21 protein-coding genes are annotated in these 18,880 nt (G+C 71.8%); 10 read left to right on the plus strand and 11 right to left on the minus strand.

All coding sequences use genetic code 11. The annotated features are described in order from the left end of the window. Positions 1–22 precede the first annotated feature (22 nt). Positions 23–1,456: an aromatic amino acid lyase gene (locus ACGFJ7_RS29725; protein WP_392644994.1), complete on the plus strand. Its 1,434-nt coding sequence runs from the start codon at positions 23–25 to the stop codon at positions 1,454–1,456. On the opposite strand, the gene ACGFJ7_RS29730 is transcribed toward ACGFJ7_RS29725, so the two are convergent. Beyond that, complete coding sequence (locus tag ACGFJ7_RS29730; RefSeq protein ID WP_392644996.1) at positions 1,429–1,947, minus strand: cysteine dioxygenase; 519 nt, start codon at positions 1,945–1,947, stop codon at positions 1,429–1,431. The genes ACGFJ7_RS29725 and ACGFJ7_RS29730 overlap by 28 nt on opposite strands. Beyond that, positions 1,944–2,831 carry an amidohydrolase family protein gene (locus ACGFJ7_RS29735; RefSeq protein ID WP_392644998.1) on the minus strand — a complete coding sequence of 296 codons (888 nt, stop codon included), beginning with the start codon at positions 2,829–2,831 and terminating at the stop codon, positions 1,944–1,946. Before ACGFJ7_RS29735 ends, ACGFJ7_RS29730 begins: the two co-directional genes overlap by 4 nt. 117 nt (positions 2,832–2,948) lie before the next feature. Here ACGFJ7_RS29735 and ACGFJ7_RS29740 point away from each other — a divergent pair, with 117 nt between their 5' ends. Next, on the plus strand, positions 2,949–3,941 hold the full coding sequence (locus ACGFJ7_RS29740) for a LacI family DNA-binding transcriptional regulator (protein ID WP_392645000.1): 993 nt from the start codon (positions 2,949–2,951) through the stop codon (positions 3,939–3,941). Here the strand turns inward: ACGFJ7_RS29740 and ACGFJ7_RS29745 are convergent. Together ACGFJ7_RS29745 and ACGFJ7_RS29750 are read right to left on the minus strand one after the other, a co-directional pair. Then, positions 3,859–5,262 (minus strand): aromatic amino acid lyase, encoded by a 1,404-nt coding sequence (locus ACGFJ7_RS29745; protein WP_392645002.1) that lies wholly within the window; start codon positions 5,260–5,262, stop codon positions 3,859–3,861. The two genes, ACGFJ7_RS29740 and ACGFJ7_RS29745, sit on opposite strands and share 83 nt — an antisense overlap. After that, positions 5,259–6,254 carry an ornithine cyclodeaminase family protein gene (locus ACGFJ7_RS29750; protein ID WP_360260114.1) on the minus strand — a complete coding sequence of 332 codons (996 nt, stop codon included), beginning with the start codon at positions 6,252–6,254 and terminating at the stop codon, positions 5,259–5,261. Before ACGFJ7_RS29750 ends, ACGFJ7_RS29745 begins: the two co-directional genes overlap by 4 nt. A 56-nt stretch (positions 6,255–6,310) precedes the next feature. Between ACGFJ7_RS29750 and ACGFJ7_RS29755 the strand changes: the two genes are divergently transcribed. Further along, the gene (locus ACGFJ7_RS29755; RefSeq protein WP_392645003.1) at positions 6,311–7,156 is read left to right on the plus strand and encodes a MurR/RpiR family transcriptional regulator; all 846 of its coding nucleotides are present in this window, start codon (positions 6,311–6,313) and stop codon (positions 7,154–7,156) included. Here the strand turns inward: ACGFJ7_RS29755 and ACGFJ7_RS29760 are convergent. The 4 genes from ACGFJ7_RS29760 to ACGFJ7_RS29775 all read right to left on the minus strand — a co-directional run bounded on the left by ACGFJ7_RS29760 (position 7,150) and on the right by ACGFJ7_RS29775 (position 11,207). Then, a complete protein-coding gene (locus tag ACGFJ7_RS29760) occupies positions 7,150–7,368 on the minus strand; it encodes a hypothetical protein (protein WP_360260106.1) in 219 nt (72 codons plus the stop codon). The two genes, ACGFJ7_RS29755 and ACGFJ7_RS29760, sit on opposite strands and share 7 nt — an antisense overlap. A 110-nt stretch (positions 7,369–7,478) precedes the next feature. Next, a complete protein-coding gene (locus ACGFJ7_RS29765) occupies positions 7,479–8,759 on the minus strand; it encodes a glucose/sorbosone family PQQ-dependent dehydrogenase (RefSeq protein ID WP_360260104.1) in 1,281 nt (426 codons plus the stop codon). Positions 8,760–8,824: 65 nt separating this feature from the next. Then, positions 8,825–9,514, minus strand: a complete 690-nt coding sequence (locus ACGFJ7_RS29770; protein ID WP_392645005.1) for an SDR family NAD(P)-dependent oxidoreductase — start codon at positions 9,512–9,514, stop codon at positions 8,825–8,827. Then, positions 9,501–11,207, minus strand: coding sequence for an IlvD/Edd family dehydratase (locus ACGFJ7_RS29775; protein WP_392645007.1), 1,707 nt, complete (start codon positions 11,205–11,207; stop codon positions 9,501–9,503). The genes ACGFJ7_RS29770 and ACGFJ7_RS29775 overlap by 14 nt, the downstream gene beginning before the upstream one ends. Before the next feature lie 78 nt (positions 11,208–11,285). On the opposite strand from ACGFJ7_RS29775, the gene ACGFJ7_RS29780 reads away from it, so the two are divergent. Genes ACGFJ7_RS29780 through ACGFJ7_RS29800 form a run of 5 tightly spaced genes read left to right on the plus strand, consistent with a single transcriptional unit; the run spans position 11,286 to position 15,502 of the window. Next, positions 11,286–12,050 carry an IclR family transcriptional regulator gene (locus tag ACGFJ7_RS29780; protein ID WP_360260097.1) on the plus strand — a complete coding sequence of 255 codons (765 nt, stop codon included), beginning with the start codon at positions 11,286–11,288 and terminating at the stop codon, positions 12,048–12,050. Then, complete coding sequence (locus ACGFJ7_RS29785; RefSeq protein WP_360260095.1) at positions 12,047–12,871, plus strand: SMP-30/gluconolactonase/LRE family protein; 825 nt, start codon at positions 12,047–12,049, stop codon at positions 12,869–12,871. Before ACGFJ7_RS29780 ends, ACGFJ7_RS29785 begins: the two co-directional genes overlap by 4 nt. 19 nt (positions 12,872–12,890) lie before the next feature. Continuing rightward, complete coding sequence (locus tag ACGFJ7_RS29790) at positions 12,891–13,742, plus strand: fumarylacetoacetate hydrolase family protein (RefSeq protein ID WP_392645151.1); 852 nt, start codon at positions 12,891–12,893, stop codon at positions 13,740–13,742. Next, a complete protein-coding gene (locus ACGFJ7_RS29795; protein ID WP_392645010.1) occupies positions 13,742–14,740 on the plus strand; it encodes a zinc-binding dehydrogenase in 999 nt (332 codons plus the stop codon). The genes ACGFJ7_RS29790 and ACGFJ7_RS29795 overlap by 1 nt, the downstream gene beginning before the upstream one ends. Before the next feature lie 12 nt (positions 14,741–14,752). Continuing rightward, on the plus strand, positions 14,753–15,502 hold the full coding sequence (locus ACGFJ7_RS29800) for an SDR family oxidoreductase (RefSeq protein WP_360260089.1): 750 nt from the start codon (positions 14,753–14,755) through the stop codon (positions 15,500–15,502). Here the strand turns inward: ACGFJ7_RS29800 and ACGFJ7_RS29805 are convergent. The 3 genes from ACGFJ7_RS29805 to ACGFJ7_RS29815 are packed head-to-tail and all read right to left on the minus strand — an operon-like array spanning position 15,497 to position 17,295. Then, complete coding sequence (locus tag ACGFJ7_RS29805) at positions 15,497–16,360, minus strand: NADP-dependent oxidoreductase (RefSeq protein ID WP_360260087.1); 864 nt, start codon at positions 16,358–16,360, stop codon at positions 15,497–15,499. The two genes, ACGFJ7_RS29800 and ACGFJ7_RS29805, sit on opposite strands and share 6 nt — an antisense overlap. Positions 16,361–16,364: 4 nt before the next feature. Then, positions 16,365–16,583 carry a DivIVA domain-containing protein gene (locus ACGFJ7_RS29810; protein ID WP_392645012.1) on the minus strand — a complete coding sequence of 73 codons (219 nt, stop codon included), beginning with the start codon at positions 16,581–16,583 and terminating at the stop codon, positions 16,365–16,367. Between the two features lie 31 nt (positions 16,584–16,614). Further along, positions 16,615–17,295 (minus strand): HAD family hydrolase, encoded by a 681-nt coding sequence (locus tag ACGFJ7_RS29815; RefSeq protein ID WP_392645013.1) that lies wholly within the window; start codon positions 17,293–17,295, stop codon positions 16,615–16,617. A gap of 60 nt (positions 17,296–17,355) precedes the next feature. On the opposite strand from ACGFJ7_RS29815, the gene ACGFJ7_RS29820 reads away from it, so the two are divergent. Together ACGFJ7_RS29820 and ACGFJ7_RS29825 are read left to right on the plus strand one after the other, a co-directional pair. Further along, positions 17,356–17,691 (plus strand): cyclic-phosphate processing receiver domain-containing protein, encoded by a 336-nt coding sequence (locus tag ACGFJ7_RS29820; protein WP_392645015.1) that lies wholly within the window; start codon positions 17,356–17,358, stop codon positions 17,689–17,691. A 307-nt stretch (positions 17,692–17,998) separates the two neighbouring features. Beyond that, a complete protein-coding gene (locus ACGFJ7_RS29825; RefSeq protein ID WP_392645017.1) occupies positions 17,999–18,796 on the plus strand; it encodes a phytanoyl-CoA dioxygenase in 798 nt (265 codons plus the stop codon). The last annotated feature ends 84 nt before the right edge of the window (positions 18,797–18,880 follow it).

The raw sequence follows: 18,880 nt of genomic DNA on the forward strand, positions 1-18,880 counted from the left end.
AACCTTCGAGCTGGAGATCACTATGGGGGTGTCACTCGACGGCCGCACCTTGACGATCGAGGGTCTGGTCGCGGTCGCCTCCGGCACGGCCGGTGTCACCGTCGACGGGGCCGCGCTCCGGTTGATCGACGAACGTCACGCCCTGCTGCAACTCGCCCGCGAGCACGGCGCCGTCTACGGCGCCAACACCGGCGTCGGCGCCAACCGCCACGAACGGACGTCGGAGGGCCACGGTCTGCGGCTGCTGCGCAGCCATTGCGCGGCGGTGGGCCCGGAGGTCGACGATGTCACGGCCCGGGCGACCATGGCCGTACGGCTCAATCAGATCCTCGCCGGAGGCAGCGGCATCTCCCGTCGCGTGGCCGAGTCGCTGGCCGCCGCGCTGAGCGCCGGCGCCGTGCCGGCCCTGCATTCGTGGGGCGCGATCGGCACCGGCGACCTGGCCTCGCTGGCCGAACTGGCGCTGACCCTGGCCGGCGAGCGCCCGTGGCGCTCCGGCGACGTGCCGGCCACGGTCATCGACGCCACCGACGCCCTGCCGATGATCAGCTCGAGCGCGCTGACCGTGGCCACCGCGGCGCTGGCGCTGAGCCGGGTCGAGCGCCTGCTGGAGGCGTCCACGGTGGTCGCCGCACTGTCCTTCCTGGCGCTGCGCGGCAACCCGGAGGCCTACCACCCGGCCGTGCACATCGCCCGGGCCCACCCCGGGCAGGCCGAGGTCGCGGCGACGATGAGCCGCCTGGTGGCCGGGGCCGGCGAGCCCGCGCGCATTCAGGACCCGTTCGGGCTGCGGGTGCTCCCCCAGGTCACCGCGCCGGCCGCGCACGCCGTGCGGCAACTGCGGTACGTGCTGACCGAGGAGATCAACGCGGCCGTGGAGAACCCGCTGGTCACGGCGGACGCGGTGCTGCACCACGGCCAGTTCCACACGGCCACGGTGGCCACCAGCCTGGACACGCTGCGCGGCTCGTTCCTGCCGGTGCTGGTGTTGTCGTCGGCGCGGCTCGGCCTGTTGATGCGGCCGGACATGACCGGTCTGCGGGCGTTCCTGGCCGACGGGCCGGCCGGCAGCTCGGGCCTGATGATCAGCGAGTACGTGGTGCAGGACGTGCTGACCGAGATCCGCGTCGGCATGCAGCCGATCTCGGCCGGCACGCTGACCATCTCGCTCGGCCTGGAGGAGCACGCCAGCTTCGCCACGCAGGGCGCGCGGGCGCTGCGGGCGATGGCCGACCTGGCGCCGACGCTGCTGGCGGCCGAGCTGGTGGCGGCGGTCCGGGCGCTGCGGATGGCGCCCGGCCGGCTGCCCGAGGGGCCGGCCCGGGAGGCGTACGACGTGGTCTCGAAGGTCCTGGACCCCGAAGCCGGCGACCGGCCGATCGGCATCGACCTGACGGCCGCGGCCGAGGTCCTGCCGCTCCTGGCGAGCTACAGCGGGCGGAGCTCGTCGGCGTAGCTGACGGCCTTGCGGCGCATGACGCCGCTCTCGCTGATCGAGTATTGCCCCATGCGCCAGAGCGGCGGCGAGTACGCGTGGATCGTCACCGAGCCGTCGACCGCGCCCGACATGCGGTGGATGTGGTCGGGCCCGAACGCGAACGCCCGGCCCGGGCCGACGACCCGGGTCACCGGTTCACCGCCCATCCGCGGGTTGGCCTCGTTCACGGCGCCCCGGGTGACCGCTACCGCGCCCGAGGAGATGTCGTGGTCGTGCCAGCCGGTGTCGTCCTCGGTGTTCCAGCAGAGCACCCACACGTCGATATCGCTGTCGCGGTAGAGCGAGGCGTAGTGGCGCTTGCCCGTGTCGTGCCGCACCAGCGGCTCCCAGATCTCGGTGCGGGCCGCCAGCTCGCTCACCCAGAGCTGCAGCTCCTTGGGGCTGAGGGTCCGGCCGGGCAGGTCGGGCAGCCGCGCCGGGTCGGTGACCGCGACGGTGTCGGTCGTCATCTCGGTTCTCCTGTCAGCAGATGACGCGGGTTGGCGGTGAACAGGGCGTGCCGGAACGCGTCGCCCAGGCCGGGGTCGGCCGGTTCCGCGTACGGGCGGTCGGAGCCGTGCACGATCGGGTCGACGCCGACGACACGGGTGAGGGCGTCGATCGCCCGCGTCCCGTACGAGCTGGTCTCGTAATAGACGTACGGGTCGAGCGGCCCGAGAGCGCCGCCCCGGGCGGCGAGCCGTTCGTGGTGCAGCGGGGCGAGCCCGGCCAGCGCGACGAAGGCGATCCGCAGCCGCGGGTGCCGCTTGCGGCCGGCAACGTGCCAGGCGAGCCAGGCGCTGTGCATCTGGGACACGTACGGGACCAGGGCCGGCCACCAGGAAGGCGCGCCCGGGTCGCAGGCGGGAGCCGGCCCGGGGTGGACGAGCACGGGCTTGTTCGCCCGCTCGGCCTCCGCCAGCAGAGGACCGATCCGCTCGATGGCGGCCGGGTCGCACAGGGCCGTCGCCGGCAGCTGGACCCCGACGACGCGCTCCTCGGTGAGGATCTTGGCCAGGGCCGAGGGGTCGGGCGCCGCGACGTTGGCCGCGGCCCAGATCCGGAACGGATCGGGCAGCTCGAGGCCGCTCTCGTGCCAGACGTCCAGCAGCTCCGGGGAATCCAGATATTCCATACCTAGCGGACTGGAGATGGAGAGGATCACCAGATCCTTACCCTCAGCGATCTCCAGCGCACGCCGTTTCTCCACGTCATGGGCGTGCGGGTCGACCTCGTAGGGCGCCTCACCCGGCAGGTAAAGGGTCCATTCGCGCAGGTAAGGGTGGGTGTTACGCCGCCGCAGAGCCTCCACCAGGCGCGCCGGCCAGAGGTGCTGATGGCAGTCGATCAGCATGGCCGGGCCTCACTTTCCGTATGAGGGAAGCGCTTCACAAGTTTCCAAAAGTGAAGCGCTTCCCCATCGGAAACGCAACGTGATCTCACCCTCCGGAACGGGTGTTACCCTCAGTCGGTGTCACGGCAGCAACCGCGACGGACCCTCCAGGACTTGGCGACCGCCGCCGGACTCTCCCTGGCCGCTACCTCCTACGCGCTACGCGGCGTGCGCGGCTCCCCCGACACCATCCGCCGGGTGCGCGAGCTCGCCGACGAGCTCGGCTACACGGTCGACCCGATCGCCCGGGCGCTGGCCAGCGGGCGTACCGGATCGGTCGGGGTCTCCGGCTCCCTGCGCGACCTGTGGCAGCAGGATCTCTCGGTGCTGCTGACCCGGGCCCTGCGCAGCCGGGGCCGGTACGCCACGATCGCCGACGCCGACGCCGACCCCTCCCAGGAGCGGCTGATCGTCGAGCAGTTCGCCGCCCAGCGGGTCGACGGCGCCATCGTCTCCCCGGTCGACCCCTCGGCCTCGTACTGGCGGCTGCTCGACCCCGAGGTCGTGGTCGTCTCGCTCGGCGACGCCCTGACCGAACGGCCCGGCTCGGGGTGCGTGCTCTTCGACAACGAGTACGGGGTGACGGCCGCGCTCGGCCATCTCGCGGAGCTCGGGCACCACCGGGTCGGCATGCTGGCGCCGTCGCTGCCGTCCACCCCGGGCCGCCCGTCCGAGGTGCTGGCGCCCCGCGTCGCCACCTCGATCGGCCTGGAGCTGGGCATCGTCTCGGCCCCGGCCGCCACGACCGAGGCCGTCACGGTGGTGTCGGCGCTGCTGGCGGCCGAGAGCCGGCCGACCGCCCTGTTCTGCCTCAGCGACTCACTGGCCTTCGCCGCCTACCACGCGGCGCGGGCGGCCGGGCTGCGCGTGCCGTCCGACCTGTCGGTGATCGGCTACGACGACCATCAGCTGGCCGCCCTGGTCAGCCCGGGCCTGACCACGATGGCGTGGGACGAGGACGCCATCGTGGAGTCGGCGGTGGGCCAGCTCATCGACCGGTCGGCGGCGCCCCGGCCGTTCCGCCCGTCGCTGGTCGAGCGGGGATCGACCAGCCGCCCGCCAGCAGGCTGACGAACCGGTCGATCTCCGGCCCGTACGGCCGGTCCCGTGTGCCGCCCGGCGCGACGTGCTCCGGGGCGCCCGCCGCGGCACGAAGGAGCCGGCCCTGGTCGACGGCGAGGATTTCGCAGGCGAGGACGTCGTGCAGGCCGGCGGCGGCCTCGGTGAAGCACTCGTACGCCTCGAAGCCGAAACTCTGCACGTCCTCCTGGCCGGTCGAGGTCTCCATCGGGCCGATCAGCGCCGGCAGCGCGAAGCGCCGCAGCCGGTGGGCCGTGCCGACCGCCCGCTTGTGCACCGAGACCATGCCGGCGTGCCGTCCGGGCGCGTCCGAGAGTTGCCGGGGCAGGCCGGTCACCTGTGGGTCGAGCAGCCGGTGGAGGCGGGCCGCGCCGGCCTCGGCCAGGTGCACGAGCGCGGTGGTGAGCGCGCCCAGCGCCGCCGTCAGGTCGGTTCCGGCGAACCCGGCCGTGCCGACGAACCGCCCGTCCAGGTGGGCCGGCGAGTCGGTCACGGCGGTCAGCGCGCGATCGACGGCCGCCTCCAGAGCCGCGGCCGCGCGCAGGGCCACGGCGAGGGCCGGGGCGGTCACCCGGAACGACACCGGCGCTTGCAGCGCCCGGGTGGGTCCGCCGCCGCGTCGCTCCGACAGCGCCTCGAGGATCGCACCCAGTTCGGCGTCGCCGCGCGCGGTGGCCGGGTGCAGCGGGTCGCGGCTGGCGCCGATCAGGGCCATCTCGTCGCCCGCGACGGCCACGGTCTGCTCGACGAGGGTCCGCGCGGCCGCCGCCGCGAGCACCGACAGGCCGGTCAGCCCGGGCACGCCCTCCAGGAACGCGACGCCCTCCTTCGCCCCGAACGAGTAGCCGCCGTCCAGCACGGCCAGGCCCAGATGGGCGAGCGGGATGATCTCGCCGGCCGCGCCGCCGCGCAACGGGATCCGCGGCTCGGCGCCGGCTTCGAGCATGCCGGCCAGGTGCGTGCACAGGCCCGGGGAGACTCCGGCCGCGGGGTCCAGCAGCGTTCCCAGCCGTACGGCGATCAGTGCTCGCGCCTCGACGGGACGCAACCAGGGCGCGGAGCCGGCCGCGCGGCCCGCCATCAGGGTGTTCTGATGCTGCTTCTGGGTCGCGGCGTCCAGGCGTACCCCGGCCAGCGCTCCCATCCCGGTGTTGACGCCGTAAACCGGTTCGTCGCCGGCCAGGTCGGCCAGCGTCGCCTCGCGGGAGGCGGCCAGGCGCTCGAGGAGCTCGCCGGACAGCTCGGGGAACGCTCCCCCGGCGATCTCGCGGATGGCGGTCCGGTCCAGGTCGGCCGGCCGGCCGATCTTCATCGGTACCGCAGCATCGTGCCGGCGCCGGCCGCTTCGGCGCGGGTGAGGATCAGGTGGGCCAGGGCCACGTCGAGGATCGACAGGCCGCGGTGCCACAGCAGGATCCGCTCGTCCGGCGACTCGCGGCCCGGCTTGCGGCCGCTGACGATCTCGCCGAGCTGGGCGTAAAGGCTCTGTTCGCTGAGGCGGCCGGTGTCGACGTGCGCGCGCAGGGCCCCGAAGCGGCCCGACTGCGACTCGCGCCAGTCGTCGACGACCACCTTGTCCATGACGTCGAGCAGATCGAGTTCAACGGCGCTGACGGTCCCGTACGGCACCACGAAGGCGCCGGGTTCGACCAGCGCCGTCCGCAGCAGCGGCCGCGGCTCGGTCAGCCGGGACGCCTCGATGAGGATGTCGGCCCCGTCGAACACCTCGTCGGCGGTCTCCACCACGCGTACCGGGGTGCTGGTGACCTCGCGCAGGCGCTCGCCGAAGGCTTCCCGCGACTCGGCCCGGCGGCTGGTGACCCGGATCTCGTCGAGCTCGAACAGCCGGTCGAGCAGCGTGATGTTGGCGAAGGCGGTGCCGCGGGCGCCGACGTGCCCGAGCACCCGGGAGTCGGGCCGGGCCAGATATTTGGCGCCGACGGCGGTCATGGCCCCGGTGCGCATCTCGGTGATCCAGGTGGCGTCCATGATGGACAGGGGTACGCCGGTGTACGGGTCCAGCAGCGTGACCATGGCCAGTTCGCTCGGCAGGCCGCGCTCGTAGTTGGGCACGAAGTCGCCGACCACCTTGACGCCGGCCACCCCCAACGGCTTCACGTGCCCGCGCAGGACGTTGAAGTGGCCGACGCCGCCGTTGTCCGGCACGAGGTGCGTACGCGGCTCGAAGACCGTCTCGCCCCGGCCGTGCGCGGCGACGACCGCTTCGACGGCGGCGACGGCGTCGTCCGGGCCGACACCGAGCTCCTCGATGTCCGGGCCGGAGAGGAACCGCAGATGAATCATCGAATGCACCCTTGTCCGATCGTGTTTTAGGCTATTCAGGGTAGAGCGGGGGGCGGATGGACATCGGACAGGCTGAGGACTGGCTGCTCGACCTCGCCCGGCGGCACCGGCTCTCGCCCTCGCAGCGGCAGATCGTGCAGCGCATGCTGGGCATGTTCCCGGACGTGGCGTTCCTGTCGACCATCGAGATCTCCAAGCGGGCCGGCGTGAGCCAGCCGACCGTGACCCGCCTGGCCACGGCGCTCGGCTTCACCGGCTACCCCGAGTTCCGCGCCGCCCTGCGCGAGGTCGTGCTGTCACCGTCCACGGCCGGCCGCGCCGCCGTGCCGGTGCCGGGCGCCCGGCTGCCCTTCCCCCGGCACAGCGCGTTCGACCAGGAGTCCTCGAACGTCGCCGGGCTGACGCGGGTCGCCCGCACGATGCCGGCGGCCGTCGACGCCCTCGCGGCCACCGCCCCCTTGGGCGTCGTCGGGCTCCGCGCCTCGGCCGCCCTGGCCGACTATTTCGGCTATTTCGCCCGCCGGGCGCTTCCGGCGGTCCGGGTGTGCACCGACGCGGGCAGCGCCGACGACTTCGTGCTCCACATGCACCAGGAGGGCGCCTCGGCGGCGCTGTTCTTCGCGCTGCCGCGCTACCCGGCCGGAACCGTCTCGGCCATGCGGCTCGCGCGCGGCCTCGGCCTGACCACCGTGGTGATCGCGGACACGGCGCTGGCGCCCTTCGCCGACGACGCCGACGTGCTGCTGGTGGCGCCGGTCGGCACCGGCCTGATCTTCGACTCCCACGCGGCGGTGGTGGTGCTGGCGATCAGCCTGCTCGACGCGATCGCCGCCACCGACCCGGGGAGAACCCAGGAGCGCCTCGAGGCTCACGAGGCGCTCGTGGACCGCTGGGTCTACTGACCCGAGGCGGACAGGATCTCCCGCGCCTCGGCCTCGTCTCCGGGGGCGACGTACACGTGCACGCCGGTGAGCTGTAACTGCGGTTCCTGCTGGCCCGCGTCGTCCGCCGAGACGCCCACCTTGAGCCCGTAACTGCGCAGCAGGCCCGCGATGATCTCCGCCTCCGACCGGCTGGAGACGACCGCGACCGACACCACATCCTCGCTAATCATGGGTCCAAGTGTGGCGCACGGCCCGCTTGCCGGCGCAGGCACGATGTCCGCCCTTCGGGGCGTGCGTCTTTTCCCTGCTCACCGTCGGTTTGCGGGTGGCCTCGCCGGGCTCAGCCGGCGGTGAACTCGAGGATCGCGCCGGGATCGGCCAGCTCGCTGGTCGGCTTTCCGGCCAGGTCGGTGGTGGCGCCGGAGGCGTCGGTCGCCACGTAGAAGGTGCGGCCGTCGGCGCCGATCGCCACGTCCCGGTAGCGATTGACCGTACGCCACAAGGTCTGTGTCTCGCCCGAGCGGTCGACCCGGTAGACCGCGCCGTTCTTGAGCGACGGAATCAGCACCGAGCCCTCCCAGCCGGCGATGGCCGTCGCGGTGTAGACGTCAGCGCTCGAGGGGGCGATCGTCGGCCAGCACAGGTGGCCGCACTCGCTCGCGAAGTCGTGGTCGTCGGGCACGGTGAAGAACGTCCGCAGCGGCGGCACGAAACTCAGGTCGGTGAACGACGACTCCTTCTGCCGCGGCACCGACGGCGGGATCCGGTAGTCGCTGAAGGTGAGCGAGCGGCAGTCCGGGGCGGCCGACCAGTTCGCGTAGACGTACGCCTTGTCGTCGCGGTACCCGGCGACCCGCGGCCATCCGTAGTTGCCGCCGGGCCGGATCAGGTTGAGCTCGTCGTCGGTCTTCGGGCCCTGCTCGGTGGAGTAGAGCCGGCCCGCCGCGTCGAACGCGAGCCCCTGGGCGTTGCGATGCCCGTAGGAGAAGACGTGACTGCGTACACCTCGCAAGAAGGGATTGTCGGCCGGGACCGAGCCGTCGGTGTCGAACCGCAGAATCTTGCCCTGGTAGCGGGTGAAGTCACTGGCCGAGACCGGCAGGTCCTGTGCGCGGTTGGGGTCGCAGGCCCGCTCGAACTGGTTCGCCCCGCCATCGCCGACGGTGAGGTAGAGCTTGCCGTCCGGCCCGAGCACCAGCCGTCCCGACACGTGGTCGACGGTCGCCGGGAGCCCGACGATCAGGTCCTTGGGGTCCCGCATCGTCCCGGTGGCGGCGTCGTAGGTGTACCGCACCACGTTCAGTGGCCCGTTCGTGTAGGCGACGAAGACGTACGGCAGGTCGAGCGCGAGGCCGAGCAGCCCGTCCTGCGTGCCGGCGGCCCGGCTCGGCACCGTGCCGACCACCGTGCGCGCCCCGCTGGCCGGGTCGATCCGGGTCACCCGCCCCGCCGTCCGCTCGGTCACCCACAGGTAGCCGTCCGGTCCTCGCAGGATCTCCCACGGGCTGTCGAGGCCGTCGGCCACGACCCGCGTGCTGAACGGCGGCTCCGGAAGCGCCGCCGGCACCAGCCCCAGCACCAGCCCGAGCACGGCGCCGAACACTTGCACGAACCTTGTCATGCCCCTTTTGTCGCACAGCGCCGCCGCCCGGAGGGCGTTTTGCCGTTACGGCCATCGCACGGGTGTCAGTAGGTCGCGCGGCCGCCGCTGATGTCGTAGACGGCGCCGGTCGAGAAGGAGACCTTGTCCGAGGCCAGCCAGGCGATCAGTTCGGCCACCTCGGACGCCTGGCCGGCGCGTTTCATCGGGATGAGGCTGGTGATGTGGGCCAGCGCCTCGGGTGAGGTGGTGGCGTTCATCGGGGTCTCGATGACGGCCGGGGCGATCGCGTTGGCCAGCACTCCGGTGGTCGCCAGTTCCTTGCCGAGCGACTTGGTCAGGGCGATCACGGCCGCCTTGGACGCCGAGTAGGGCGACATGGCGGGGTTGCCGTCCTTGCCGGCGATGCTGGCCAGGTTGACGATCCGGCCCCAGCCGCGCTCGATCATCCCGGGCACGAAGGCCTGGCAGGTGTTGACCGTGCCCATCACGTTCACTTCGAAGGTGTGCCGGAAGCCCGCCGCCGGAATCTGCCACAGCGGCCCGTTCGGCCCGACGATCCCCGCCGAGTTCACCAGAATATCGACATGCCCGACTTGTGCGGCGGCCTCTCGCACCGCCGACGCGTCGCGGACGTCGACCTTCTGGGACGCGCCGGGGGCGATGTCCCAGGTCACGACCTCAATTCCGGCGGCCGTCAGGCGAACGGCGGCGGCCGCGCCGAGGCCGCTCATCCCGCCGGTGATGACGGCGGTGCGGCGCTCAGTGCGACTCACGCGAGACCCGATCGCCGCTGGACCCGAGCAGGAAGTCCAGGTCGGCTCCGGTGTTGGCCTGCCCGACGGTGTTCACGTACAGCTTCTCCCAGCCGCGCTTCGGGGCGGCGAAAGCCTCGACGGTCGCCGCCGACGGCGCCCGCGCCAGCAGTTCGGCGTCCGGGATGTCGACGTACAGCCGCCGGGCCGGCACGTCGAGAACGATGATGTCCCCGGTCCGCACCAGCGCGAGCGGCCCGCCCGCGGCCGCCTCCGGGGCGACATGCAGGACCACGGTTCCGTACGCCGTGCCGCTCATCCGCCCGTCGCAGATGCGCACCATGTCACGCACGCCGAGCTCGAGCAGCTTGGCCGGCAACGGCATGTTGGCCACCTCGGGCATTCCCGGATAGCCCTTCGGGCCACAGCCCCGCAGCACGAGCACGGAGTCGGCCGTGACCTCCAGATCGGGGTCGTCGAGCCGCGCGTGCAAGTCTTCCACGGAGTCGAAGACGACCGCCGGTCCCCGATGCCGGAGCAGTTCCGGCGACGCCGCGGCCGGCTTGATGACCGCCCCGTCCGGGGCCAGGTTCCCGTACAGGACCGCGATTCCCGCGGCCGGCAGCAGGGGCTCCTCCCGGGCCCGGATCACCTCACGGTCGTACACAAGCGCGCTTTGCAGGTAGTCCGCGAGAGGGCGCCCGGTCACCGTCAGCGCCGCCGGATCGAGCAGGTCGCGAATCTCGGTCAGCACCGCGTGCAGCCCGCCGGCCCGGTAGAGGTCGTCCATCAGGAACCGCCCGGCCGGCAGCAGATCGACCAGTAGCGGCACCTCGGACCCGACCGCGTCGAAGTCGTCCTGCGTCAGCTCGATCCCCAGCCGCCCCGCGATGGCCAGCAGATGCACCACCGCGTTGGTCGACCCGCCGAGCGCCGCCAAGGCCACGATCGCGTTCAGGAACGACCCCCGGCTCAGCACGGTCGACGGCCGCCGTTCCTTCTGCACCATCTCGACGATCAGCACGCCGGTCTCGTGCGACATCTCCAGCAGGCGGCTGTCCGGCGCCGGGGTGCCCGCGATGCCCGGCAGCGTCATGCCCAGCACCTCGGCCAGCAACCCCATCGTCGAGGCCGTGCCCATCGTGTTGCAGTGCCCACGGCTGCGGATCATCGACGACTCCGACCGGGTGAACTCGGCCGCGCTCAGCGTCCCGGCCCGCACCTCCTCGGACAGTTTCCACACGTCGGTGCCGCAGCCCAGCGGCACGCCCCGGAAGGTGCCGGTGAGCATCGGCCCGCCCGGCACGACGACCGCCGGCAGGTCGACCGACGACGCGGCCATCAGCAGCGACGGAATCGTCTTGTCGCAGCCGCCGAGCAGCACCACCCCGTCGATCGGGTTGGCCCGCAGCATCTCCTCGATCGCCATCGCCGCCATGTTGCGCCACAGCATGGCCGTGGGCCGCACCTGCGTCTCGCCGAGCGACACCACCGGCAGGTTCAGCGCGATGCCGCCGGCCTGGTAGATGCCGCTCTTCACCGACTCGGCCACCTCGTTCAGGTGGGCGTTGCACGGCGTCAGATTGCTCGCGGTGTTCGCGATGGCGATGTGCGGCCGCCCGTCGAAGGCGTCCGCGGGCAGGCCCCGCCGCATCCAGGCCCGGTGGATGTAGCTGTTGCGATCGTTACCGCCGTACCACTCAGCGCTCCGCATGGCCGGACTCTAACCCTGTCCGCGCCGATGGAGAAGCCCTCTTTCACGATGACGGAACATCGGTCTAACATTCGGAACATGACCGAGACGCAGGACGAGGCACGGCTGGTCGGCGCCGACCGCGTGCTGGCCGTCCTGGCCGAGCTCGCCCGCCACGCCGACGGCGTCGGCCTCGACGAGATGGCCCGCGCCATGGCCAGCCCCAAACCCACCGTCCACCGCGCCCTCGCCTCCCTGCGCCGGGCCGGCTTCGCCGCCCAGGACGGCCACGGCCGCTACGTTCTCGGCGACGAATTCCTGCGGCTCGCCTTCGCCCACCACGAGGCCCGGCCCGACCACGTGCGCGTCGTGCCCGTGCTCCGGGCGCTCAGCGAGCGCTACGGCGAAACCGCCCACTACGCGACGCTCGACGGTCGCTGGGTCGTCTACCGCTCGAAACTCGACCCGCCGACCGGCGCGGTCCGCCTCTCGTCGGTCGTCGGCGGCCGCAACGCGGCGCACACGACAGCGGTCGGCAAACTGCTCCTGTCCGGCATTCTCCGCAGCGAAGAGGCCGTCCGGGAGTGGATCGGCGACATTCCGCTGACCACGCCGACACCGACGTCGCTGGGGACGGCCGCCTCGCTGTACGAGGAACTGGTGCGGACTCGGGAGCGCGGCTTCGGGGTCGACAACCAGGAGAACGAGGCGGGCGTGAACTGTCTGGCGGTGCCGGTCTACCTGAACTCGCCGTCGGTGCCGAGCGGCGCGGTGAGCGTGAGCGCCCTGGCGTACCGGACGCCACTCGAGCGGCTCATCGAGGATGTGCCGGTCATCCGAGCGATCGTGGAGGATCCCCGATGAACGCCGTCTTCGAGGCTCGGGAAGCGACCGCGCAGGCGTACACCCTGGGCGAGGGACCCCTCTGGGACCGCGACCGTCACCGGCTCCTCTGGGTCGACATCGAGGCCGGCCTGGTCTGCGCCGGCAAGCTCGACCGCCACACCGGCGCCGTCCGCCTCACCGACACCTGGGAGTTCGGCGACCTCGCCTGCGCCGTCGCCGTGGCCCGCGACGGCGATCTGCTCGTCGCCGAGCGGCACCATCTCACCTGGGTACGCCCCGACGGCAGCCGGGAGCGGCTGGCCCGCCTGGTCGACGGCGAGGGCAGCCGCCTCAACGACGGCGCCGTCGACCCTCAGGGCCGTTTCGTGGTCGGCAGCATGGCCCTCGACGGCCGCCGGCGCCAGGAACGGCTGCTGCGCTGGGACGGCGCCGGCATCGCCGTGCTCGACGACGACCTGACCCTGTCGAACGGGCTCGCCTGGAGCCCGGCCGGTGACCGCCTCTACAGCATCGACTCGATCCCCGGCGTCGTCTACGAGCGCGACTATCCCGGCGGACCTCGCCACGAACTGTTCCGGGTCACCGACGGTCTGCCCGACGGGCTGTGCGTCGACAGCGACGGCAACCTCTGGGTCGCCGTCCACGAGCGGGGCGAGGTCCGCTGCTTCACGCCGCGCGGTGACCTTCTCGCCACCGTCACCGTGGCCGCGCCGAAGACGACCAGCGTCTGCTTCGCCGGGCCGGATCTCGACGTCCTCGTGATCACGGCCGCCGAGGGGCCGCTGTTCACCGCGCGGGTCGGCGCTGCCGGCCTGCACACGCCGTACTGGCACCACTAGGGAGAAACACGTGCTGCTCATGCGTATCGGCGCCCCCGGCGCCGAGAAGCCGGTCGTTCGCGTCGACGAGGGTCACTACGTCGACGTGTCCGACCTGACCCCCGACTTCGACGAGCGTTTCTTCGGTACGGGCGGTCTCGCCCGCCTGGCCGAGCCGGTCGCCGAGCGGATCGCGACGGGCGACGTGCTGCCCTTCGGCGACGTGCGGATCGGCGCCCCGATCGCCCGGCCGCACCAGATCCTGTGCATCGGCCTGAACTACAGCGACCACGCGGCCGAGACCGGCGCCGCCGTGCCGAGCGAGCCGATCCTGTTCACCAAGTCGCCGAACACCCTGATCGGTCCCCACGACGACGTGCGTATCCCCCGCAACTCCGTGAAGACGGACTGGGAGGTCGAGCTGGGCATCGTCATCGGCTCCCGGACGTCCTATCTGGACTCGGTCGAGCAGGCCCGCGACGCCATCGCCGGCTACGTGCTCGTCAACGACGTGTCGGAGCGCGAGTTCCAGCAGGAGCGCGGCGGTCAATGGTCGAAGGGCAAGTCGGCCGAGACGTTCAACCCGGCCGGGCCGTGGCTGGCGACGACCGACGAGATTTCCGACGTACGGGATCTGGACATGTTCCTCGACGTCAGCGGCGTCCGCCGGCAGACCGGCAACACCAAGACGATGATCTTCGACCCGTATTTCATCGTGCATTACCTGTCGCAGTTCCTGGTGCTGGAGCCGGGCGACCTCATCAACACCGGCACCCCGCCCGGCGTCGGCCTCGGCCTGAAGCCGCCGGTCTACCTCAAGCCGGGCGACGTGATGGAGCTCGGTATCGCCGGCCTGGGCAAGGCCCGGCAGAACGTGGTCGGCCCCCGCTGATGCGCGCGCTCGTCTTCACCGGTCCCGGCAAGGCCGCCGTCGAGGAGGTGTCGCCGCCGATGGCCGGGCCCGGCCAGGTGGTCATCGACGTCGACCGGGTGGGCGTCTGCGGCACCGACGTCGAGCTGTTCACCGGGGCCATGAGCTACCTGGAGACGGGCGAGTCCTCCTACCCGATCCGGCCCGGGCACGAGTGGTGCGGCGTGGTGTCCGCGCTCGGCGACGGCGTCGACCCCTCGTGGCTGGGCGAACGGGTCACCGGCGACACCATGATCGGGTGCGGGCAGTGCCGGCGCTGCCTGCGCGGCCGGCACTGGGTCTGTGAGTCGTTGCGGGAGCTGGGAATCCGGGGCCTGCCCGGCGCCCTGGCCCAGCAGCTGGCCTATCCGGCGCGATTCCTGCACGCGCTGCCGGCCTCGGTGGGCGTGCAGGCCGGCGCGATGGTCGAGCCGGGCGGCAACGCGCTGCGCAGCGTGCTGGCCGCCGACGTCACGGCCGGCGACCGGTTGCTGGTGCTGGGCACCGGGACGATCGGGCTGCTGGCCGCGCTGTTCGCCCGGGCCCGGGGCGCCGCCGTACACCTGATGGGTTTGCCCTCCGGTCTGGCCAAGGCGCGCGAGCTGGGCTTCGACGACGTCTGGACCCGGGAGAGCCTGCCGGACGGGCCGTGGGACGGCGTCATCGACGCGACGAACGCGACGACCTCGCCTTCCCTTGCCCTGCACCTGGCCGAACCCGGCCGCACCATCGTCTACATCGGATTGTCCTCGACGCCGAGCACGATCGACACGCGCTCGCTCGTGCTCAAGGACGTCACGGCGGTGGGCATTCTGGGTGCGTCGGCCGGGCTCGAGCCAGCGATCGAGGCGTACGCCTCGGGGGCCGTCGACCCGCGGCCGCTGGTCGCGGCCACGGTGGGCCTCGAAGAGATCGTCGAAGTGTTCGAAGGCCGCCGCTACGACGGCGGCCCGAAAGTTCTGGTGGATCCGCGACTGTGAAAGGCCCCTCGTATGTCTGAATTTGCTGGCCTGACCGCCATCGTCACCGGTGGCGCGTCCGGCATCGGCCTGGCCACCGCTCAGTTGCTGGCCGGCCGGGGGGCGCGGGTGGCCTGCCTCGACCTGAACCCGGCGGTGGACAAGCCGCTGCTGGGCCTCAAGGCCGACGTCACCGACGACGCCTCGGTCCGCGCGGCCGTGGACCAGGCGGCGGCCGAGCTGGGTGGCGTCGACATCGTCGTCAACAACGCCGGCATCGGCGCGCAGGGCACAGTGGAGGACAACGACGACGACGAGTGGCGGCGCGTCTTCGACGTGAATGTCCAAGGCATGGTCCGTACGTCACGGGCCGCCCTGCCGTTCCTGAGGCGCTCCGAGCACGGCGCGATCGTCAACGTCTGCTCGATCGCCGCCACCGCCGGCCTGCCGCAGCGTGCCCTCTACTCGGCGACCAAGGGCGCGGTGCAGTCGCTGACCCTGGCCATGGCCGCCGACCACCTGGCCGAGGGCATCCGGGTCAACTGCGTGAACCCCGGAACCGCTGACACGCCGTGGATCGGCCGCCTGCTGGAGAAGGCGGACGACCCGTCGGCCGAGCGCGCGGCCCTGGCCGCCCGGCAGCCGAGCGGCCGCCTGGTGACCGTCGACGAGGTCGCCGCCGCCATCGCCTACCTGGCGAGCCCGCTCGCCTCGGCCACCACCGGCGTGGCGCTGGCCGTCGACGGCGGCATGCAGGGCCTCAGGCTGCGGCCACGCTCATAGCTTCAGCACCACTTTTCCTCTGACGCCGCCACTCTCGAGGCGGCGGTGCGCCTCGGCCGCCGCCTCCAAGGGGAAGGTTTCGGCCACCCGGGTCTTGAGCGTCCCGTCGGCCACGGCCGTGATCAGGTCACGCAGGGCGTCCCGGTCGGGTTCCACGAGGACGAGGGTGTGGCCGTCGTCCGGGATCGGCCGGGTCGCCACCACCACGTCGCCTTTGATGCCGCCCAGGGGAACCGCGTCCACCACGGCCGGCACGGGCCGGTCGAGCTCGGCCCCGCGCGGGATCACGCTGTGCACGCCCAGGCCGCGTACCCACTCCTCGTCGCCGTCGGTGGCGCACGCGAGCACCGTGTGGCCGCGCTTCAACGCCAGCTGAGCCGCGAAGCCGCCCACGCCACCGCTGGCCCCGGTGACCAGGATCGTGGTCGGCCCGGTCAGCTCCATCACGTCGAGGGCCCGGTGCGCGGTCAGCCCGTTGAGCGGCACGGTGGCCGCCACGACCGGATCGAGCCCGTCGGGCAGCGGCACCACCGCGTCGGCGTCCACGGCCACCAGCTCGGCATAGCCGCCGGTCGCGCCCCGGGTGAGATGCCACGGGATCATTCCGGCGACCCGGGTACCGGCCGGCAGATCGTCGTCGCCGGTCACCACCTCGCCGGCGATGTCCCAGCCGAGCCGGAAGGGCGGCGGGACCGGCCCGCCCGGAATCCGCCCGACGCGGGCGGCGACATCGGCCGGGTTGACGGTGGCGGCGAGGACCCGTACGAGAATCTGCCCCTCCCCCGGCACCGGGTCGGGCCGCTCGACCAGCTGAAGAACCTCGGGCCCGCCCAGCGCGGTGACCTCCACGGCGCGCATGGCGTCACCCCAGCCCCTGGAGCAGCCGCCCCAGCTCCTGATCGACCTCGCTCCGGTCGTACCCCCGAAGCACCATCGAGAACTTGGCCTCGTTGATCGCCGTCCGCGCCGCCGCCCGCGACACCGAATTATCGGAGGCCAGCGCCTCCTCGGCGAGCGCGACGACCTGGTCGACCTCGACCCGGTTGTAGCCCCGCAGCACCACCACGAAGTCTCGAGACATGGAAGACAATCTACGTCATCGACGACCGCACTCAGCCGACCATTCGCAGGACTGTGCCGAGACCGTGCACCGGGCCGTCGGTCTTCGGCAGAATCAACGTCCGGATCTTCAGGGGTACGCCGCCGACGTCGTCGCGGGGGCTGTCGCCCACCATCAGCGCCCGGTTGCCCGGCACCCCGAGCACCTCCAGCGCGCGGGCGTAGATGGCCGGATCGGGCTTCACCAGACCCACCTCGAAGGACAACACGAAACCGTCGAGCAGCTCTTCGACGCCGGCCCGCTTCAGACAGGGCCGGATGTCCACGGCGATGTTCGACACCACCACGGTCCGGACGCCGCGCGCCTTGAGCTCACGCAGAACCGGGGCCGTGTCCTCGAAGACGGCCCACTGATCCGGCATCACCGCGTACAGCGCGGCGATCAGGCCGGGCCCCACCCCCGCACACATGGCGACCGTCCGGCCGAAGACCTCCCGGTGCAGCTCGGGACTGAGGTCGCGCTCGCTGCCGGGGTCGAACGTGTGGGCGTGATGCCAGATCTCGTCCAGATGCCCGCGCAGCGCCGCGAGCTGGCCGGCGCTCGGCACCGGCTCGGTGCTCCCGTTCTCGGCCAGGCGGCGGAGGGCGTCGGCGATCCATCGTTCGGAGTCGCCCCCGTCGACCAGAGTGCCGTGGAAGTCGAAAATGACACCGCTGATGGGTTCCGGCAACATGCCCAACGACTCTACGGCGCCGTCTCAACCCGACAGGCCTCCGCGGCTCATGATGGGGGCATGACTTCGGTGCTGATCGACGACCTGCGCTCTTTCGCCGACGGCCGCCCGGCGATGGTGGCCCGTACGAGCGAGGCGGGCGTCGCCCTCCTGGAGAGCCTGCGCGGCCGTCACCTCACGGAGTTGTGGCTGGACCACGACCTGGGCGGCGAGGACACCATCTGGCCGGTCGTCGAGCTGCTGGAGCGGGCGGCCTTCGACGGCGAACCGTTCGACATCGGCGTCGTCTACATTCACTCCGCCAACCCGCCCGGCGTGGTCAAGATCCGGCAGGCGCTGGAGCGCTGGCACTATCCCGTACGGGCGATTCCCGGCTCCCCGCATGTCATCTACTGAAGGAACACCGGCGCGGTCACACGGAGGCGTTCGGACGCCCCGGCCAGCCGCACGGCGCCGCCCGCCGGGCCCCCACCGCACAGCGGATCGGTGAACCCATGTCTCACGACTTGGGAACGCGGCAGGCTCAGTGAACGTGCCGGCTCAGCCGACGCGCACAAAATCAGATGACCGGCTACAAGAGTGAGGTCATCACGAAGACATCCGGATCTGCCGAGATGAGTGTGTTCCCCGCGACAGTGGCACATGAGAAGTGGGCCCCGAAATAGGTTGCGATGGATCGCGGCGCCCCGGGATTCTGGTCGGCATGCGTGAGGAACTGATCGAAGACTTCGTTCGCGACGGCTTCGTCAAAGTACCGGGTGCCTTTTCCACGGATATCGCTGACGCATGCGCCACTCTGCTGTGGGAGGAGATCGACGCCCGGCCGGACGAGCCGGCAACCTGGACTCAACCGGTCTACTGGGTCGGTGACATGCCGCAGGAACCCTTTGTCCAGGCAGCGAATACTCCTGTCCTCCACGACGCCTTCGACGCCTTGGTGGGGCCGGGCCGCTGGTCACCCAGACCCTCGATGGGGTCATTCCCCCTGCGGTTCCCACACGCGCAAGAACCCAACGACGCGGGCTGGCACATCGAAGGCGGTTATCAGCCACCTGGGGAAACCGAGTGGTGGACCAATGTCCACTCCTCAGGGAAGACGCTGTTGATGTTGTTCCTTTTCTCGGAGATCGACGAGAGCAACGCCCCCACCCGCATCAGAATCGGTTCCCACCTCGACGTGCCGGAGGTCCTCCGCCCCTACGGCGGTCAAGGAGCCCCCATGTCCGTGCTCGGGCCCCTAGTCGACGCGGCGTCCACTCACCGGCGCGTCACCCTGGCGACGGGCCAGCCTGGAGACGTCTACCTCTGTCACCCGTTCCTCGTTCACGCTGCCCAGCCACACCACGGGTCACGTCCCCGCTTCCTCGGCCAGCCGCCCTTGCACCCTTCGCCACCGTTTATGCCCGGGCCTTTCAGCCTCTCCGTCACTGACACCGAACCCTCTCCGATCGGACGCACCATCAGACAAGCACTCGGAGCAAGAAGCGAACCGTCGCACTGATTTTCCGCCGACCGCGCGCGGCGGACCGCCGAGGTCCGTCACGCCGGGTAAGCATCGGCCTGGGTGCTCATGCCGAGATGAGAA

The organism is Actinoplanes sp. NPDC048988 (assembly GCF_043197815.1).
Taxonomy (GTDB): Bacteria; Actinomycetota; Actinomycetes; order Mycobacteriales; family Micromonosporaceae; genus Actinoplanes.

Bases quoted from the DNA above. Each gene is read 5' to 3' on its own strand.
- ACGFJ7_RS29775 (WP_392645007.1), bottom strand. From the start codon at position 11,207: ATGCGGAGCGCTGAGTGGTACGGCGGTAACGATCGCAACAGCTACATC.
- ACGFJ7_RS29820 (WP_392645015.1), top strand. From the start codon at position 17,356: ATGACTTCGGTGCTGATCGACGACCTGCGCTCTTTCGCCGACGGCCGC.
- ACGFJ7_RS29760 (WP_360260106.1), bottom strand. From the start codon at position 7,368: ATGATTAGCGAGGATGTGGTGTCGGTCGCGGTCGTCTCCAGCCGGTCG.
- ACGFJ7_RS29755 (WP_392645003.1), top strand. From the start codon at position 6,311: ATGGACATCGGACAGGCTGAGGACTGGCTGCTCGACCTCGCCCGGCGG.
- ACGFJ7_RS29810 (WP_392645012.1), bottom strand. From the start codon at position 16,583: ATGTCTCGAGACTTCGTGGTGGTGCTGCGGGGCTACAACCGGGTCGAG.
- ACGFJ7_RS29780 (WP_360260097.1), top strand. From the start codon at position 11,286: ATGACCGAGACGCAGGACGAGGCACGGCTGGTCGGCGCCGACCGCGTG.
- ACGFJ7_RS29765 (WP_360260104.1), bottom strand. From the start codon at position 8,759: ATGACAAGGTTCGTGCAAGTGTTCGGCGCCGTGCTCGGGCTGGTGCTG.
- ACGFJ7_RS29790 (WP_392645151.1), top strand. From the start codon at position 12,891: ATGCGTATCGGCGCCCCCGGCGCCGAGAAGCCGGTCGTTCGCGTCGAC.
- ACGFJ7_RS29730 (WP_392644996.1), bottom strand. From the start codon at position 1,947: ATGACGACCGACACCGTCGCGGTCACCGACCCGGCGCGGCTGCCCGAC.
- ACGFJ7_RS29825 (WP_392645017.1), top strand. From the start codon at position 17,999: ATGCGTGAGGAACTGATCGAAGACTTCGTTCGCGACGGCTTCGTCAAA.
- ACGFJ7_RS29735 (WP_392644998.1), bottom strand. From the start codon at position 2,831: ATGCTGATCGACTGCCATCAGCACCTCTGGCCGGCGCGCCTGGTGGAG.
- ACGFJ7_RS29805 (WP_360260087.1), bottom strand. From the start codon at position 16,360: ATGCGCGCCGTGGAGGTCACCGCGCTGGGCGGGCCCGAGGTTCTTCAG.
- ACGFJ7_RS29795 (WP_392645010.1), top strand. From the start codon at position 13,742: ATGCGCGCGCTCGTCTTCACCGGTCCCGGCAAGGCCGCCGTCGAGGAG.
- ACGFJ7_RS29750 (WP_360260114.1), bottom strand. From the start codon at position 6,254: ATGATTCATCTGCGGTTCCTCTCCGGCCCGGACATCGAGGAGCTCGGT.
- ACGFJ7_RS29785 (WP_360260095.1), top strand. From the start codon at position 12,047: ATGAACGCCGTCTTCGAGGCTCGGGAAGCGACCGCGCAGGCGTACACC.
- ACGFJ7_RS29815 (WP_392645013.1), bottom strand. From the start codon at position 17,295: ATGTTGCCGGAACCCATCAGCGGTGTCATTTTCGACTTCCACGGCACT.
- ACGFJ7_RS29725 (WP_392644994.1), top strand. From the start codon at position 23: ATGGGGGTGTCACTCGACGGCCGCACCTTGACGATCGAGGGTCTGGTC.
- ACGFJ7_RS29745 (WP_392645002.1), bottom strand. From the start codon at position 5,262: ATGAAGATCGGCCGGCCGGCCGACCTGGACCGGACCGCCATCCGCGAG.
- ACGFJ7_RS29800 (WP_360260089.1), top strand. From the start codon at position 14,753: ATGTCTGAATTTGCTGGCCTGACCGCCATCGTCACCGGTGGCGCGTCC.